Genomic DNA, 13,034 nt, shown 5'->3' on the forward strand with positions numbered 1-13,034 from the left:
CCATTCCCAGGAGACATTCCATGAACCACTTCACTTCACGCCGCAGCCTGTGCGCCCTGCTGCTGGCCGCTGGTGTCGCACCGGCCGCCATGGCGGCCGATGCCGGCGCCTATCCCACGCGCCCGGTGCGCCTGATTGTGCCGTTTGCGGCCGGCGGCACCACCGACATCGTGGCGCGAGCGATCGCGCCGCGCATGGCAGAGGCCCTGGGCCAGCCGCTGGTGGTGGACAACAAGGGCGGCGGCGGAGGCGCCATCGGCGCGCACGAGGCCGCACGCGCCCAGCCCGACGGCTACACGCTGGGCGTGGCCACCGTGTCCACCACGGCCACCAACCCGGCCATCAACCCGCGCCTGCCCTACAACCCGCTCACCGATTTCACGCCCATCACCAACATTGCGGCCACGCCCAATGTGCTGGCCGTGCATCCGGGCTTCAAGGCGCAGAGCTTTGCGGCCTTCGTGGACGAGGTGAAGAAGAACCCCGGCAAGCATGCCTACGGCACGGCGGGCACGGGCTCCATAGGCCACATGCTGATGGAGCTGATGTCCAGCCGCTCGGGGCTGTCGCTCACGCATGTGCCCTACCGGGGATCGGGCCCCGCGCTCAACGATGCGGTGGCGGGCCAGGTGCCCATCGTCTTCGACAACCTGCCCTCGGCACTGCCCTTCATCAAGGCGGGCCGGCTCACCGCGCTGGCGGTGGCCGCGCCAGAGCGCCTGGCCCAGCTGCCCCAGGTGCCCACCTTCAAGGAGCTGGGGCTGGAGCCTGTCAACCGCAGCGCCTTCTATGGCATCTACGGCCCCAAGGGGCTGTCGCCCGAGATCGTGGCGCGCCTGCATGCGGCCGCCCAGCGCGCGCTGGCCAGCCCCGAGGTGCGCCGCCAGATCGAGGACACGGGCTCGCGCGTGATCGGCAACCGCCCCGAGGAGTTCGCGCGCGAGATCGCGGCCGAGAACGCCCTGTACCGCAAGATCGCCACGGAGCGGCGCATCGTGGCGGACTGAGCGCCAGCCAGGGCGGGAATGGGGGAGGGGGCCGGGGCTGCGAAAAAATTTTCGCCAACGCTGTCACAACGCGCACGCCCCGCGCGTCTTGAAGGTATGGGCCAGCCATTCCGGCCGGCTGCTACATCCCTCAAGGAGTGTTTTCCATGACCGCTTCGTCTTCCGCTGCCACCGGCGCCCGTCCTCTTGCCGCCCCCACGCCGCGCCTGAACTTCCAGGCCGTCGCCCCCGAGCTGTACAAGGCCCAGGCCGGCATCAACGCGCTGCTCAACCAGTCCAGCCTGGGCATCCAGCTGCTGGAGCTGGTGTTCCTGCGCGTCTCGCAGATCAACGGCTGCGCCTTCTGCGTGGACATGCACACGCGCGAACTGCTGTCCCGGGGCGAGGACCTGCAGCGCATCAACAGCATCGTCACCTGGCCCGAGGTGGATTTCTACGACGGGCGCGAGCGCGCCGCCCTGAACTGGGCCGAGCGCTGCACGCGCCTGAGCCAGGCCCATCCCGAGCAGCAGGACTTCGAGGCGCTGCGCCCGCATTTCAGCGAGCGCGAGATGGTGGAGCTGACCTATGCCATCGGCAGCATCAATGTCTGGAACCGCCTGTGCGCGGGCTTTGCAGCGCCCGTGGCACGCAAGCCGATCAAGCTCTGAACGCCTGCAAGCAGCTCACTCCGCCGAGAGCTTTCGCTCCTTCACCAGCCTGCCCCACTGCTCGTACTCCTTCTTCATGAAGGCCGCGAACTCGGCGCGCGTGGTGGGCTGGGGGGTGAGGCCGTGCTTGTTCAGCGCCTCCTTGACGCCGGGGTCATTGAGTACCTTGACGATCTCGGTGTTCCAGCGGTCCAGCATCGGCTTGGGCGTCTTGCCCGGTGCCACGAAGGCATACCAGTTCAGTGCCTCGAAGCCGGGATAGCCGGCTTCGGCCACCGTGGGGGTGTCGGGCATGTACGCCGGGCGCGTGAGGCCCGTGGTGGCCAGCGGGATCAGCTTGCCGGCCTCGATGTGGGGCAGGGCCGTGGGCGGCGCGGCGAAGTAGCTGGTCACGCGCTCGCCCAGCAAGTCCTGCAGCGCGGGCGCGCCGCCCTTGTAGGGCACGTGCACCATGTCGATGCCCGCGCGCTGGTTGAACAGCTCGCCTGCCAGGTGGGAGGCCGAGCCCGCGCCCGTCGAGGCGTAGTCCACCGTGCCCGGGTTCTTCCTGGCCTTGGCCACGAACTCGGCCAGGGTCTTCACGCCCGCGCCCTTGTGCACCACCAGCACGTTGGGAAAGTTCACGCCGCCCGAGATGGGCGCCAGGTCCTTGAAGGGGTCGTAGGGCAGCTTCATCAGGTGCGGCGCAATGGTCAGCGGCCCCACCGAGCCGAACAGCAGCACCGAGCCGTCGGCCGCCGCGTTGGCCACCTGCTGGTGGGCGATGTTGCCGCCCGCGCCGCCCTTGTTCTCCACCACCACGCTCTGGCCGATGTTCTCGCCCAGCTTCTTGGCGATCAGGCGCGCGGCCGCATCGGCGGCGCCGCCAGCGGCGAAGCCCACGACCAGGGACACGGGCTTTTTGGGAGGAAAGTCCTGGGCCTGCGCGCTGGCGGCCAGTGCGAGCAGGGAGGCGGCCAGGGCGGTGGCGTGCAGGAAGTTGCGCTTGTTCATCATGGGGTTGTCTCCGTCATTGGCTGGGAATCGGGGCGGATGCGGCTAGTCGGCGCCCAGCCCGATGGGGCTGGGCTGGCGCTTTTCGGTGTTGTGGCGCAGCAGGGATGCCGTGCGGAACACGCCGTGCGCGAACTTGCCGTAGGGCAGGGTGGCGAACAGGGCGATCACCGCGCCCAGGTGCAGGCACAGCAGCAGGGCCAGCGCCGGCGTTCCGCGGCCCAGCCACAGCGCCATGCCGCTGGCGGCGACCAGGAACAGCAGGGCGATGAAGCCCAGGTCCATGGGTTTCTGGCGCGCGTCGCCATGCAGCGGGTGGCGCCTGCGGTTCAGGCGCCACAGGCCTGCGGTGCCCAGCATGAGGCTGGTGCCGCCCACCGCGCCCAGCAGCTTGGGCAGGCTGGGGAATTCGTAGGGCGCCGCCCAGCCGAACACGTAGTGGTAGACCGTGGCCAGCGCCGTGGCCGCAAAGCACAGCATGAATCCGTAGAAGGTCAGGTGGTGAAAGCGCCTGCGGCTCAGGGTGTAGGCATCGTCCTCGTTGTGGCAGCCCTCGCCGTGGCCGCCGTCCAGGTATTTGAGGCGCAGCACGTCGTGCGCGGCCTCGGCCGCCGCCGGCGTGCCCACGTCCACGCCGCCGGTGGCGGGCTTGACGTCCTTCCAGAAGCGGCGCACGCCCATGGCCAACGCCAGCACCACGAACAGGAACACGGGCGCGAAGATGCCCACCAGCAGGTTGTGCGGGAACAGGTTGTAGAAGTTGGCGCCCAGGTCGGCGCCCCACAGCCGGCCCAGGCCGCCCTGCAGGGCCACGGCCAGCACCAGGAACAGCGACAGGCCTGCGGCCAGGGCCAGCGACAGCGTGAGTCCGTTCCTCTGGTACAGGCGCCCCAGGGCGGGCGGCCAGGCGTAGTCGGCATAGGTCTGGCCGCGCACCTCGGCCATGGCCTTGGGGATGTTGATGGCGAATTCATGCGGCGGCGCGTACTGGCAGGCATGCAGGCAGGCGCCGCAGTTGTGGCACAGGTTGGCCAGGTAGTGCACATCGGCCTTGCCGAACTCCAGGCGCCGCGTCATGGCCGGGAAGACCGCGCAAAAGCCTTCGCAGTAGCGGCAGGCGTTGCAGATCTGCAGGGCGCGCGCCACCTCGCCTTCGGCGGCCGTTTCGGTGGAAACCGGCAGGATGGGAATGACCCGGCCGGCGGCCAGGTCCTGGGCTTCTTGGGCCAGGGCGTTCAGGGTCTGCATCTCGGTCAAGCCTTCTCTGTCACTGCGCCGCGCACGGCGGGGTGGCCCGTGGCGGCCAGGGCCGCGTTGCGGCCCGCGATGCGGCCGAAGGCCGTGCCGATCGACATGCCCACGCCGGCCGTATAGCCCTTGCCCAGCACGTTGCCGGCCATCATTTCGCCGGCCACGAACAGGCTGGTGCTGGGCCGGCCGGCAAAGCGCACGGCCGCCGTGTCGTCGGTCTCCAGGCCCAGGTAGGTGAAGGTCACGCCGGGGCGCAGCTGGTAGCCGTAGAAGGGCGCCGTGTCGATGGGGCGGGCCCAGTGGGTCTTGGCGGGCGCCAGGCCCTCGGTATGGCAGTCGTCCAGCGCCGTGTGGTCGAAGTGGCCGACGCGGCAGGCGCCGTTGTAGGCATCCAGGGTCTGCATGAAGCGTTCCTCGTCCAGGCCCAGCTTGCGTGCCAGCTCGGGCAGGGAGTCGGCGCGCACGCCCGGGAAGACCGGCGGCATGAAGCGGCCAATGGCCTTGGCGTCGATGACGGACCAGGCGGTCTGGCCCGGCTGCTGGGCCACCAGGCGGCCCCAGATGGCATAGCGCTTGGGCCAGAAGTCCTCGCCCTCGTCGTAGAAGCGCTCGGCCTCGCGGTTGACCACCACGCCCAGCGAGACGCAGTCGATGCGCGTGCAGATGCCGCCGTCGTACAGCGGCGCGCGCGCATCGATGGCCACCATGTGGGCCTGGGTGGGGTCGCCGATGCGGTCGGCGCCATGGTCTTCGAGCAGGTGGCGCAGCAGCACGCCGCGGTTGAAGGCCGTGCCGCGGATCAGGAAGTTGTCGGACGGCCACTCGCCGCGCGCGTTCTGCCCCCAGGCCTCGCGCAGCCACTCGCGGTTGGACTCGAAGCCGCCCGCCGCCAGCACGCAGGTCTTTGCGGTGATGCGCTGCTCGCCCACCCAGGCGGCCTTGAACTCGCCGCCCTCGATCTCCAGCCGGTCCACGGGCGACGCGTAGCGCACCTGCACGCCCAGCCGTTCGGCGCTGCGGTAGTAGGCATTGACCAGGGCCTTGCCGCCGCCCATGAAGAAGGCATTGGTGCGCGCCACGTGCAGGGCGCCCGACAGCGGCGGCTGGAAATGCACGCCGTGGCGGCGCATCCAGTCGCGGCAGGTGGAGGAGGCGCGGATCACCATGCGCGCCAGGTGCTCGTTGGTGATGCCGCCCGTGACCTTGAGCAGGTCCTGCCAGAACTCCTCTTCGGGGTAGGCCTCGACCAGCACGTCCTGGGGCGCGTCGTGCATGCAGCGCAGATTGCGCGTGTGGCCGGAATTGCCGCCGCGCCAGTCGCGCGGCGCCGCCTCCAGCAGCAGCACGCTGCGGCCTGCCTCGCGCGCCATCAGGGCCGCGCACAGGGCGGCATTGCCGCCGCCTATGACCAGGACATCGGGGTCCATGGAGTTCTCCTTGCATTCGCCATCGTGGGGATTGCGAATGTAGGGAGAACGCCGCGCGGCGGGCAGGGGCCCGCCGGCATGGGGGTATCAGTCTTCGTGATGGATGAGGGCCGTGCCAGCCCAGGCGCCGCCGCGCAGCAGCTGGCGCACGCAGTCGATCAGCACCACGCGCGCGGCCAGGGCGGCGGGCGACAGCTCATCCTCGGACAGGCTGCACAGCAGGTTGGTGCGCAGGGCATCTTTGTCCGTGATACGCGACCACTCGAAGCGCTGCGCGGCATCGGCATAGCGGCCCATGGAGGCCCAGGGCTGCACCGTGCTGCCCAGGCCTGCATCCACGGCCGCCATGACCATGGACAGCGAGTCCACCTCCAGCACCAGATGCGGCGTGAAGCGCGCCTGCGAGAAGGCCGTGTCCAGCGTGCTGCGCAGGCCGTGCAGGCCCGTGGGCAGGATCAGCGATTCGCCGGCCAGGTCGGCCAGCGCCATCTGCGGCGGCAGCGGCTCGGGGTGGTGGCCGCGCGCGCGGATCAGGAACAGCTCTTCCTCGATCAGCGGATGCACCTGCCAGCGCCGCCCGCCTGCGCGGGCCTGCCCGCCGTGCAGGCGGGCGTCGAACAGCACGGCCATGTCCAGCGCGCGCGCATTGAGCATGTCGGTCAGGTGGCCTGACATGCCCTCCACCATGTGCAGGCGCACATCGGGGTAGCGCGCGCGCATGGCCTGCATCATGGGCAGGCCCAGCATGGCCGAGGTGGTGGGCGCCAGGCCCACGCTGACCGAGCCCGACAGCCGCGCCTGCTGCGCGCTGCGCACGGCCTGCTCGGCATGGCGCAGCGTGAGCTGGGCCTCGCGGAAGAAGGCCACGCCCGCCTCGGTGGGCACCACGCCGCGCGGCGTGCGCTGCAGCAGCCGGGTGGACAGCTCGCTTTCCAGGCGGCTGACCTGCTGGCTCAGCGCGGACTGGACCATGTCCAGGTCCAGGGCGGCGCGGCTCATGGAGCCCAGTTCGACGATGCGGACGAAGTAGCGGAGTTGTCTCAGTTCCATGGGGGCGGCGCTCGTGGTGTGCAGCGCCGATTGTCGGTGCAGACCGGGGCTTGGCCTCAGATGCCGCGCGGCAGCAGGGTCGCCAGGGCCTCGCCTATCGAGCGCGCAATCAGCTTCTGGCGCTCGCCGGGCATGCGCTCCAGCGTGGAGGCCACGCTGACGGCGGCCACGGGCTCGCCTTCGGCATTGCGCACCGCCATGCCCACGGCCAGCACGCCGCGCGTGGCGTGGTTGCCGATGACGGACCAGCCGCGCTGGCGCGTGGCCTTCACCAGCAGGGCCATGCGCTCGGGCGTCATGCCGCCGTACTGCTCCAGCACGGGCGCGTTGGCCGCCATCGCGGCCTGCACCTCGGCATCGGGCAGGGCGGCCAGCAGGGCCAGTCCCGCCGCTCCCACGCCCAGCGGCTGGCGCGTGCCCACCTGGATCACCAGGATCTGCACCGGATGCGTGCCCACATGGCGGGCGATGCAGTGCGATGCCGCGCCTTCGCGCACGATGGCAAAGGCCGCGTCCGCGCAGCCCGCGCTCACGCGCTCCAGCACGGGCTGCAGCCGCACGGCCATGTTGGGCCGGCCTGCGCTGGCGGCCGTGGCCGCCAGCCGGTGGCCGGCCGCATAGCCGAAGCGCCCCCTGTGCGCCACATAGCCGCTGTCCACCAGGGTGGACAGCAGGCGGTACACCGTGGCGCGCTCCAGCCCCGTGGCGCGGCACAGGTCGGCGACGCGCAGGCCTTCGCGGCCAGCGGCCAGCACGGCGTCCAGCACCTGCAGGCCACGGCGCAGCGTGCGGCTGCCGGCATCGTCGGCGGAGACTGGAATGTCCGCTGGCCGGACGTTTGGATTGGTGCTGCGCGAAGGCATGGAAAAGAATTTCCCGGTGATTGCAGGCAGGGCAGAAAAGGGCCTGCGTGCAGCGCGCAGTGTGCCGCAGGCCGTCGAAAGCCCACACAGGCAGACATAAGCAGACATCAGAACGATCACCTGGAGACAAGACATGACCACCCCTGCCCGTTTCAATCCGTGGGCGCGCCGGCGCCTGCTGGCCTGCTCCTTCACCTGCGCACTGGCCGGCATGGCCGCCGCGACCGTGGCGTTGGCGCCCGCGCCCGTGCTGGCGCAGCCGGCGGCCTGGCCGGCCCGGCCCGTGCGGCTGGTGGTGGGCTATGCGGCCGGCGGCGCCACCGATGTGATCGCACGCCTGGTGGCCGCCAGGATGGGCGAGCAGCTGGGCCAGAGCGTGGTGGTGGACAACCGCACGGGCGCCAACAGCAATGTGGGGGCCGAGGCTGTGGCGCGGGCGCCTGCGGACGGCTACACGCTGTATGTCTACACCATTGCCAACACCATCAATGCCTCGCTCTACCCCCGGCTCGGCTATGACCCGGTCAAGGACTTCGAACCCATCGGCCTGATCGCCAAGATTCCCAACATCCTCGTGGTCAACCCGCGCCTGCCCATACAGAACGTGGCCGACTATGTGCGCCATGCCCGGCAGAGTGCGCAGGGCATCAGCTTCGCCTCGTCGGGCAGCGGCTCGTCGATCCACCTGTCGGGCGAGATGTTCCGTCAGCTGTCGGGCCTGCGCATGCTGCACGTGCCCTACCGGGGCAGCGCACCGGCCATCACCGACCTGCTGGGCGGGCAGGTGGATTCCATGTTCGACAACGCGCCCTCGGCCCTGCCCCATGTGCAGGCCGGCAAGCTGCGCGCGATCGCCATCACCAGCGGCCGGCGCTCGGCGCTGCTGCCCGATGTGCCCACGCTGGCGGAGTCGGGCTATGCGAGCCAGGCGGGCTTCGACGTGCAGTCGTGGTTCGGCCTGGCCGCCCCTGCGGGCACGCCGCCCGCCGTGATCGAGCGCCTGAACCATGCCCTGAATACCGCCCTGGCCGCACCCGAGCTGCGCCAGCGCCTGGGCGAGATGGCCGCCACGCCCGAGCCCGGCACCCCGGCGCAGATGCGCAGCTTTGCGGCGTCGGAGATCAGGCGCTGGCGCGAGGTGGTCAAGGCCTCAGGCGCCACCGCCCAGTAGTTCGACACACGTTCGGCAAAAGCTCGACACAACCGCCCCACAAGGAGACGACCCCCATGCAACCCATTGATTTTTTCTGGCGCGCGGCCGAACGCTGGCCGCAGCGCATCGCCATCGACGCACCGGGCGGCTGCATCCGCTATGACGCGCTGGCCCGCAAGGTGGCCGCGCTGGCGGCCGGCCTGCAGGCGCTGGAGCCCGCCGTGCAAAGCCGCGTGGGCATCTGCGCGGGCAACAGCGCAGACCATATCGCCGCCCTGCTGGCGGTGATGGCCAGCGGCAAGGTCTGGGTGCCGCTCAATCCCAAGAGCACGCAGTCCGAGGTGCGCCGCATCATCGATGCCACCGAGCCTTCCATCGTGCTGTGCGATGCCGGCGGCGCTGCACTGGTGCAGGGGGCGCCGGGCATCCACCTGGTGCTGGGCGAGGGCACGGCGGCGCTGGAGCAGGCGCACAGTGGCGCCGTTCCCGTGGTGCCCGACCTGCCCGCCGATGCCATCCAGGCCATCAAGTTCACGGGCGGCACCACGGGCCTGCCCAAGGGCGTGATGCAGCCCTGCCGCGCCTGGATGGCCGGCATTGCCAACCAGATCCAGGCCTGGGGGTTCGATGAGCATGACCGCTACGTCATGGCCGCGCCCATCACGCATGGCACGTCCACCTATCTGCTGCCCATCCTGGCGCAGGGCGGCTGCCATGTGCTGCTGGACGGCGTGGGTGCCGGGGCCGTGCGCAGCGCCTTTGCCCTGCGCGGCGGCACCGTGTGCTTCATGCCGCCCACCCTGATCTACATGCTGATGGCGCTGCCGGACGCCAGCCGTGCGGACTTCCCCGGCCTGCGCCGCCTCATCTACGGCGGCGCCGCCATGCCGCCCGAGAAAATCCGCCAGGTGCGCGCCTTCTTCGGCCCCGTGCTGGCCACCACCTATGGCCAGACCGAGGCACCGCAGATCCTCACGGCCATGCGGCCCGAGGACTTCGAGGACGAAGGCCTGTGGACCTCCGTGGGCCGGGCCACCTGGTTCAGCGACCTGGCCATCATGTCGCCCGACGGCCGCCTGCTGCCCCGGGGCGAGGTGGGCGAGGTCGTGGCGCGCGGCGATCTGCTGATGAGCGGCTACTGGCGCCTGCCCGGCAAGACGGCCGAGACCCTGGTGGACGGCTGGCTGCACACGGGGGACCGGGGCCTGATCGATGCGCAGGGCTACCTGCACCTCAAGGACCGCCTGAAGGACCTGGTCATCACGGGCGGCTTCAACGTCTATCCCGTGGATGTGGAAAACGCCCTGGGCCAGCACCCGGCCGTGCACGAGTGCGTGGTCTTCGGCATCCCCGATGACTATTGGGGCGAGGCCGTGCAGGCCGCCGTGCAATTGCGCGCCGAACTGCGCCCCGACCAGCGGCCGGACGAGGCCGAGCTGATCGCCTTCGTGCGCCAGCGCCTGGGTCCCGTGCAGACACCCAAGCGCATCCACTTTCACGCCAGCCTGCCGCGCTCGCCCGTGGGCAAGCTGCTCAAGACGGCCGTGCGCGAGCTTGCGCTGGCGCCCCGTTGATCCCGCACACCATCACAAGGAAACCCTGGCCATGGCAACCTCCCAACCTCCCGTCACCCGCCTGTGCACCCACACCCTCACCAGCCTGCATTACCGCGATGCCGACCTGGTCGAGGACCTGATGGGCAAGAAGACCTTCACCGAGGTGATGCTGATGCAGATCCTGGGCCGCACGCCGCGCCCCGTGGACCTGCGCATCGCCGATGTGGTGCTCATCGTGCTCATGGAGCATGGCCTCACGCCCAGCGCCATCGCCACGCGCCTCATCTACATGAGCGCGCCCGAAAACCTGCAGGGCGCCGTCTCGGCCGGCCTGCTGGCCGTGGGCAGCTCCTTCGTGGGCACCATGGAGAACTGCGCCGCGCTGCTCGACCGCATCGCCGCCGCCGCCGACCCCGAGGCCGAGGCCCGCGCCATCGCCCGGCACCACAAGGCGTTGAAAAGCCCCGTCCCCGGCTTTGGCCACCACCTGCACAAGCCCGTGGACCCGCGCGCCTACAAGCTGCTGGACATGGGCCGCGCCGAACCCGAACTGGCGGGCAGCAGAATCCGCGCGCTCGAAATCCTCTCTGCCGCCGTGGACGCCGCAGCGGGCCGGCCCATCACCATCAATGCCACGGGGGCCGTGGCCGCCCTGCTGGGCGAGATCGGCGTGCCCACAGCCGTGATGCGCGGCTTTGCCGTGATCTCGCGGGCGGCCGGGCTGGTGGCGCATGTGGTGGAGGAGCAGCAAAGCCCGTCGGGCCGGTTCATCTGGGAAACGGTGGAGGAGGCCATCCCCTACGCGGGGCATGCAGTTTCCGCGAACGCTGCGTGAAGCAATGACCGATGGACCACCGCGCGCCATGCCGCGAGCATGGAGTCCATGCAACAAACCCATGGATTGTCCGGCGCCCTCGACGGCCTGCGCGTGGTGGACCTGTCCCGCATCCTGGCGGGACCCTGGTGCACCCAGAACCTTGCCGACCTGGGCGCATCGGTACTCAAGATCGAGCGTCCCGGCACGGGCGACGACACGCGCGCCTGGGGCCCACCCTTCGTGCAGGCGCCCGGTGGCGAGGCCGTGTCGGCCTACTTCCTGTCCTGCAACCGCGGCAAGCAGTCGGTGGCGCTGGACTTCACCGAGCCGGCCTCGCATGCCTGGCTGCTGCGCCAGATCCGCGATGCCGACGTGCTGGTGGAAAACTACAAGGCCGGCGCGCTGGCGCGCCACGGCCTGGACTATGCGGCGCTGGCCGCCATCAACCCCGGGCTGATCTACCTGTCGATCACGGGCTTCGGCCAGAGCGGCCCGTTTGCGCACAAGCCCGGCTACGACTATGTGTTCCAGGGGCTGGGCGGCCTCATGGGCTACACGGGCGTGGCCGATGGCGAGGAGGGCGCGGGCCCGCTGCGCACGGGCGTGGCCGTGGTGGACCTGATGACGGGCATGTATGCCACCAGCGCCGTGCTGGCGGCCGTGGTGCAGCGCCAGCGCACGGGGCGCGGCCAGCACATCGACCTGGCGCTGCTGGACGTGGCCGTGGCCATGAATGCCAACCAGGCGGCCAACTACCTGGTCAGCGGCGAGAACCCGCGCCGCACGGGCAACGCCCATCCCAATTGCGCGCCCTACGAGGTGTTTGCCTGCGAAGACGGGCATTTCATCCTGGCCATCGGCAATGACGGGCAGTTCGCCGCCCTGTGCTCCGTGCTGGGCACGGACTGGCACCTGGACGCGCGCTTTGCCACCAATGCCGCGCGCCTGACCGGCATGCCGCAGCTGCGCCCGCTGCTGCGCGCGGCGCTGGGCCGCTGGCCGCTGCAGGCCCTGACCGATGTGCTGGACGCCGCCCAGGTGCCCTGGGGCTGCATCAACACCATGGAGCAGGTCTTCGCCCATCCGCAGGTCCGGCACCGCCAGATGCTGCAGACGGTGGAGCACCCGCAGCTGGGCACGCTGAAGCTGGTGCGCAACCCCATGGTGCCGGCCGGCAGCGGCGCCCAGGTGCCGCCGCCCGTGCTCGGTGCGGCGCCGCAGGACCTCTGAATCCATAGACATCGACAAGCCAAGAAGGAGACAAGGATGACGAAACGCATGAAAGCACTGAAGGCCGCCGTGGCAGCCGCCGCGCTGGCGGCGCTGCCGCTGGCATATGCAGCAGGGGCAGCAGGGTCAGGAAGCTATCCCGAGCGGCCCGTACGCCTGGTCGTGCCCTATGCGGTGGGCGGCGCCACCGATGTGATCGCGCGCGTGGCGGCCCGCTACCTGGGCGAGACGCTGGGCCAGCCCGTGGTGGTGGAAAACCGCCCCGGCGCGGGCGGCAGCACGGGCTCGGCCTATGCGGCCAAGCAGCCGGCCGACGGCTACACCCTGGTGATGATGGTGGAGAGCTCGCATGCCGTGAATCCCAACGTCTACGCCAAGCCCGCGTATGACCCGGTGAAGGACTTCACCCCCATCACCAACATCGCCAATGTGCCGGGCGTGATGGTGGTCAGCGCAGGCTCGGCCTACAAGAGCGCCAGGGATGTGAGCGACGCGGCGCGCGCCGCGCCGGGCCGGCTCAACTACGGCTCCTCGGGCAATGGCGGGCTCAGCCACCTGAGCGGTGCGCTGTTCGGCAGCACCACGGGCACCACCCTCACCCATGTGCCCTACAAGGGCCTGGGGCCGGCGCTCAACGACCTGATGGCGGGGCAGCTCGATGTGGTGTTCGACAACATGCCGTCCTCGGGCGCGCTGATCGCAGGCGGCCAGCTGCGTGCCCTGGCCGTGTCCAGCCCCGTGCGCCTGCCGGCCCTGCCCGGCGTGCCCACCTATGCCGAGGCCGGGCTCAAGCCCATGAACGACATGTCCTGGTACGGCCTGGGCGCGCCTGCCAGGCTCGATCCCGCCATTCTTGCCAGGCTCAGCGAAGCCATGCGCAAGACCTTGCAAAAGCCCGAGCTGATCAAGACCATCGAGCAGCAGGGCGCCGTCGTGGACTTCCAGGAGCCTGCGCAGTTCAGGCAGACGGTGGAGCGCTCCAACCGCGCCTGGTCCCAGCTGATCCGCGACATCGGATTCGAGAAACTTTGAGGAGA

General features: G+C 70.3%; 12 protein-coding genes. 7 read left to right on the plus strand and 5 right to left on the minus strand.

The window, feature by feature from the left end:
* Nucleotides 1-20: 20 nt before the first annotated feature.
* A complete protein-coding gene (locus tag LGR64_RS21685) occupies nt 21-1,007 on the plus strand; it encodes a tripartite tricarboxylate transporter substrate binding protein BugE (RefSeq protein WP_230356965.1) in 987 nt (328 codons plus the stop codon).
* A 146-nt stretch (nt 1,008-1,153) separates the two neighbouring features.
* Nucleotides 1,154-1,657 carry a carboxymuconolactone decarboxylase family protein gene (locus LGR64_RS21690; RefSeq protein ID WP_012202723.1) on the plus strand — a complete coding sequence of 168 codons (504 nt, stop codon included), beginning with the start codon at nt 1,154-1,156 and terminating at the stop codon, nt 1,655-1,657.
* A gap of 15 nt (nt 1,658-1,672) precedes the next feature.
* On the opposite strand, the gene LGR64_RS21695 is transcribed toward LGR64_RS21690, so the two are convergent.
* From LGR64_RS21695 to LGR64_RS21715, 5 genes are all read right to left on the minus strand, one after another.
* Nucleotides 1,673-2,653, minus strand: coding sequence for a Bug family tripartite tricarboxylate transporter substrate binding protein (locus tag LGR64_RS21695; protein WP_230356967.1), 981 nt, complete (start codon nt 2,651-2,653; stop codon nt 1,673-1,675).
* Nucleotides 2,654-2,695: 42 nt separating this feature from the next.
* On the minus strand, nt 2,696-3,898 hold the full coding sequence (tcuB, locus tag LGR64_RS21700) for a tricarballylate utilization 4Fe-4S protein TcuB (RefSeq protein ID WP_047328023.1): 1,203 nt from the start codon (nt 3,896-3,898) through the stop codon (nt 2,696-2,698).
* Between the two features lie 5 nt (nt 3,899-3,903).
* Nucleotides 3,904-5,328 (minus strand): FAD-dependent tricarballylate dehydrogenase TcuA, encoded by a 1,425-nt coding sequence (gene tcuA / locus LGR64_RS21705; RefSeq protein ID WP_230356969.1) that lies wholly within the window; start codon nt 5,326-5,328, stop codon nt 3,904-3,906.
* Between the two features lie 87 nt (nt 5,329-5,415).
* Entirely contained in the window at nt 5,416-6,378 is a 963-nt protein-coding gene (locus LGR64_RS21710; protein ID WP_012202727.1) for a LysR substrate-binding domain-containing protein, read from the minus strand.
* Nucleotides 6,379-6,434: 56 nt separating this feature from the next.
* On the minus strand, nt 6,435-7,241 hold the full coding sequence (locus LGR64_RS21715) for an IclR family transcriptional regulator (RefSeq protein WP_230356971.1): 807 nt from the start codon (nt 7,239-7,241) through the stop codon (nt 6,435-6,437).
* 133 nt (nt 7,242-7,374) lie between these two features.
* On the opposite strand from LGR64_RS21715, the gene LGR64_RS21720 reads away from it, so the two are divergent.
* The 5 genes from LGR64_RS21720 to LGR64_RS21740 are packed head-to-tail and all read left to right on the plus strand — an operon-like array spanning nt 7,375 to nt 13,029.
* The gene (locus tag LGR64_RS21720) at nt 7,375-8,412 is read left to right on the plus strand and encodes a tripartite tricarboxylate transporter substrate binding protein (protein ID WP_230356973.1); all 1,038 of its coding nucleotides are present in this window, start codon (nt 7,375-7,377) and stop codon (nt 8,410-8,412) included.
* A gap of 56 nt (nt 8,413-8,468) precedes the next feature.
* Nucleotides 8,469-9,968: a class I adenylate-forming enzyme family protein gene (locus LGR64_RS21725; RefSeq protein ID WP_230356975.1), complete on the plus strand. Its 1,500-nt coding sequence runs from the start codon at nt 8,469-8,471 to the stop codon at nt 9,966-9,968.
* Between the two features lie 31 nt (nt 9,969-9,999).
* Entirely contained in the window at nt 10,000-10,785 is a 786-nt protein-coding gene (locus tag LGR64_RS21730) for a citryl-CoA lyase (protein ID WP_096916827.1), read from the plus strand.
* Between the two features lie 48 nt (nt 10,786-10,833).
* Entirely contained in the window at nt 10,834-11,997 is a 1,164-nt protein-coding gene (locus tag LGR64_RS21735; RefSeq protein WP_230356977.1) for a CaiB/BaiF CoA transferase family protein, read from the plus strand.
* A 36-nt stretch (nt 11,998-12,033) separates the two neighbouring features.
* Complete coding sequence (locus LGR64_RS21740) at nt 12,034-13,029, plus strand: Bug family tripartite tricarboxylate transporter substrate binding protein (protein ID WP_230356979.1); 996 nt, start codon at nt 12,034-12,036, stop codon at nt 13,027-13,029.
* Nucleotides 13,030-13,034: the final 5 nt, after the last annotated feature.

The organism is Delftia sp. Lp-1 (assembly GCF_020523835.1).
Taxonomy (GTDB): domain Bacteria; phylum Pseudomonadota; class Gammaproteobacteria; order Burkholderiales; family Burkholderiaceae_C; genus Comamonas; species Comamonas acidovorans.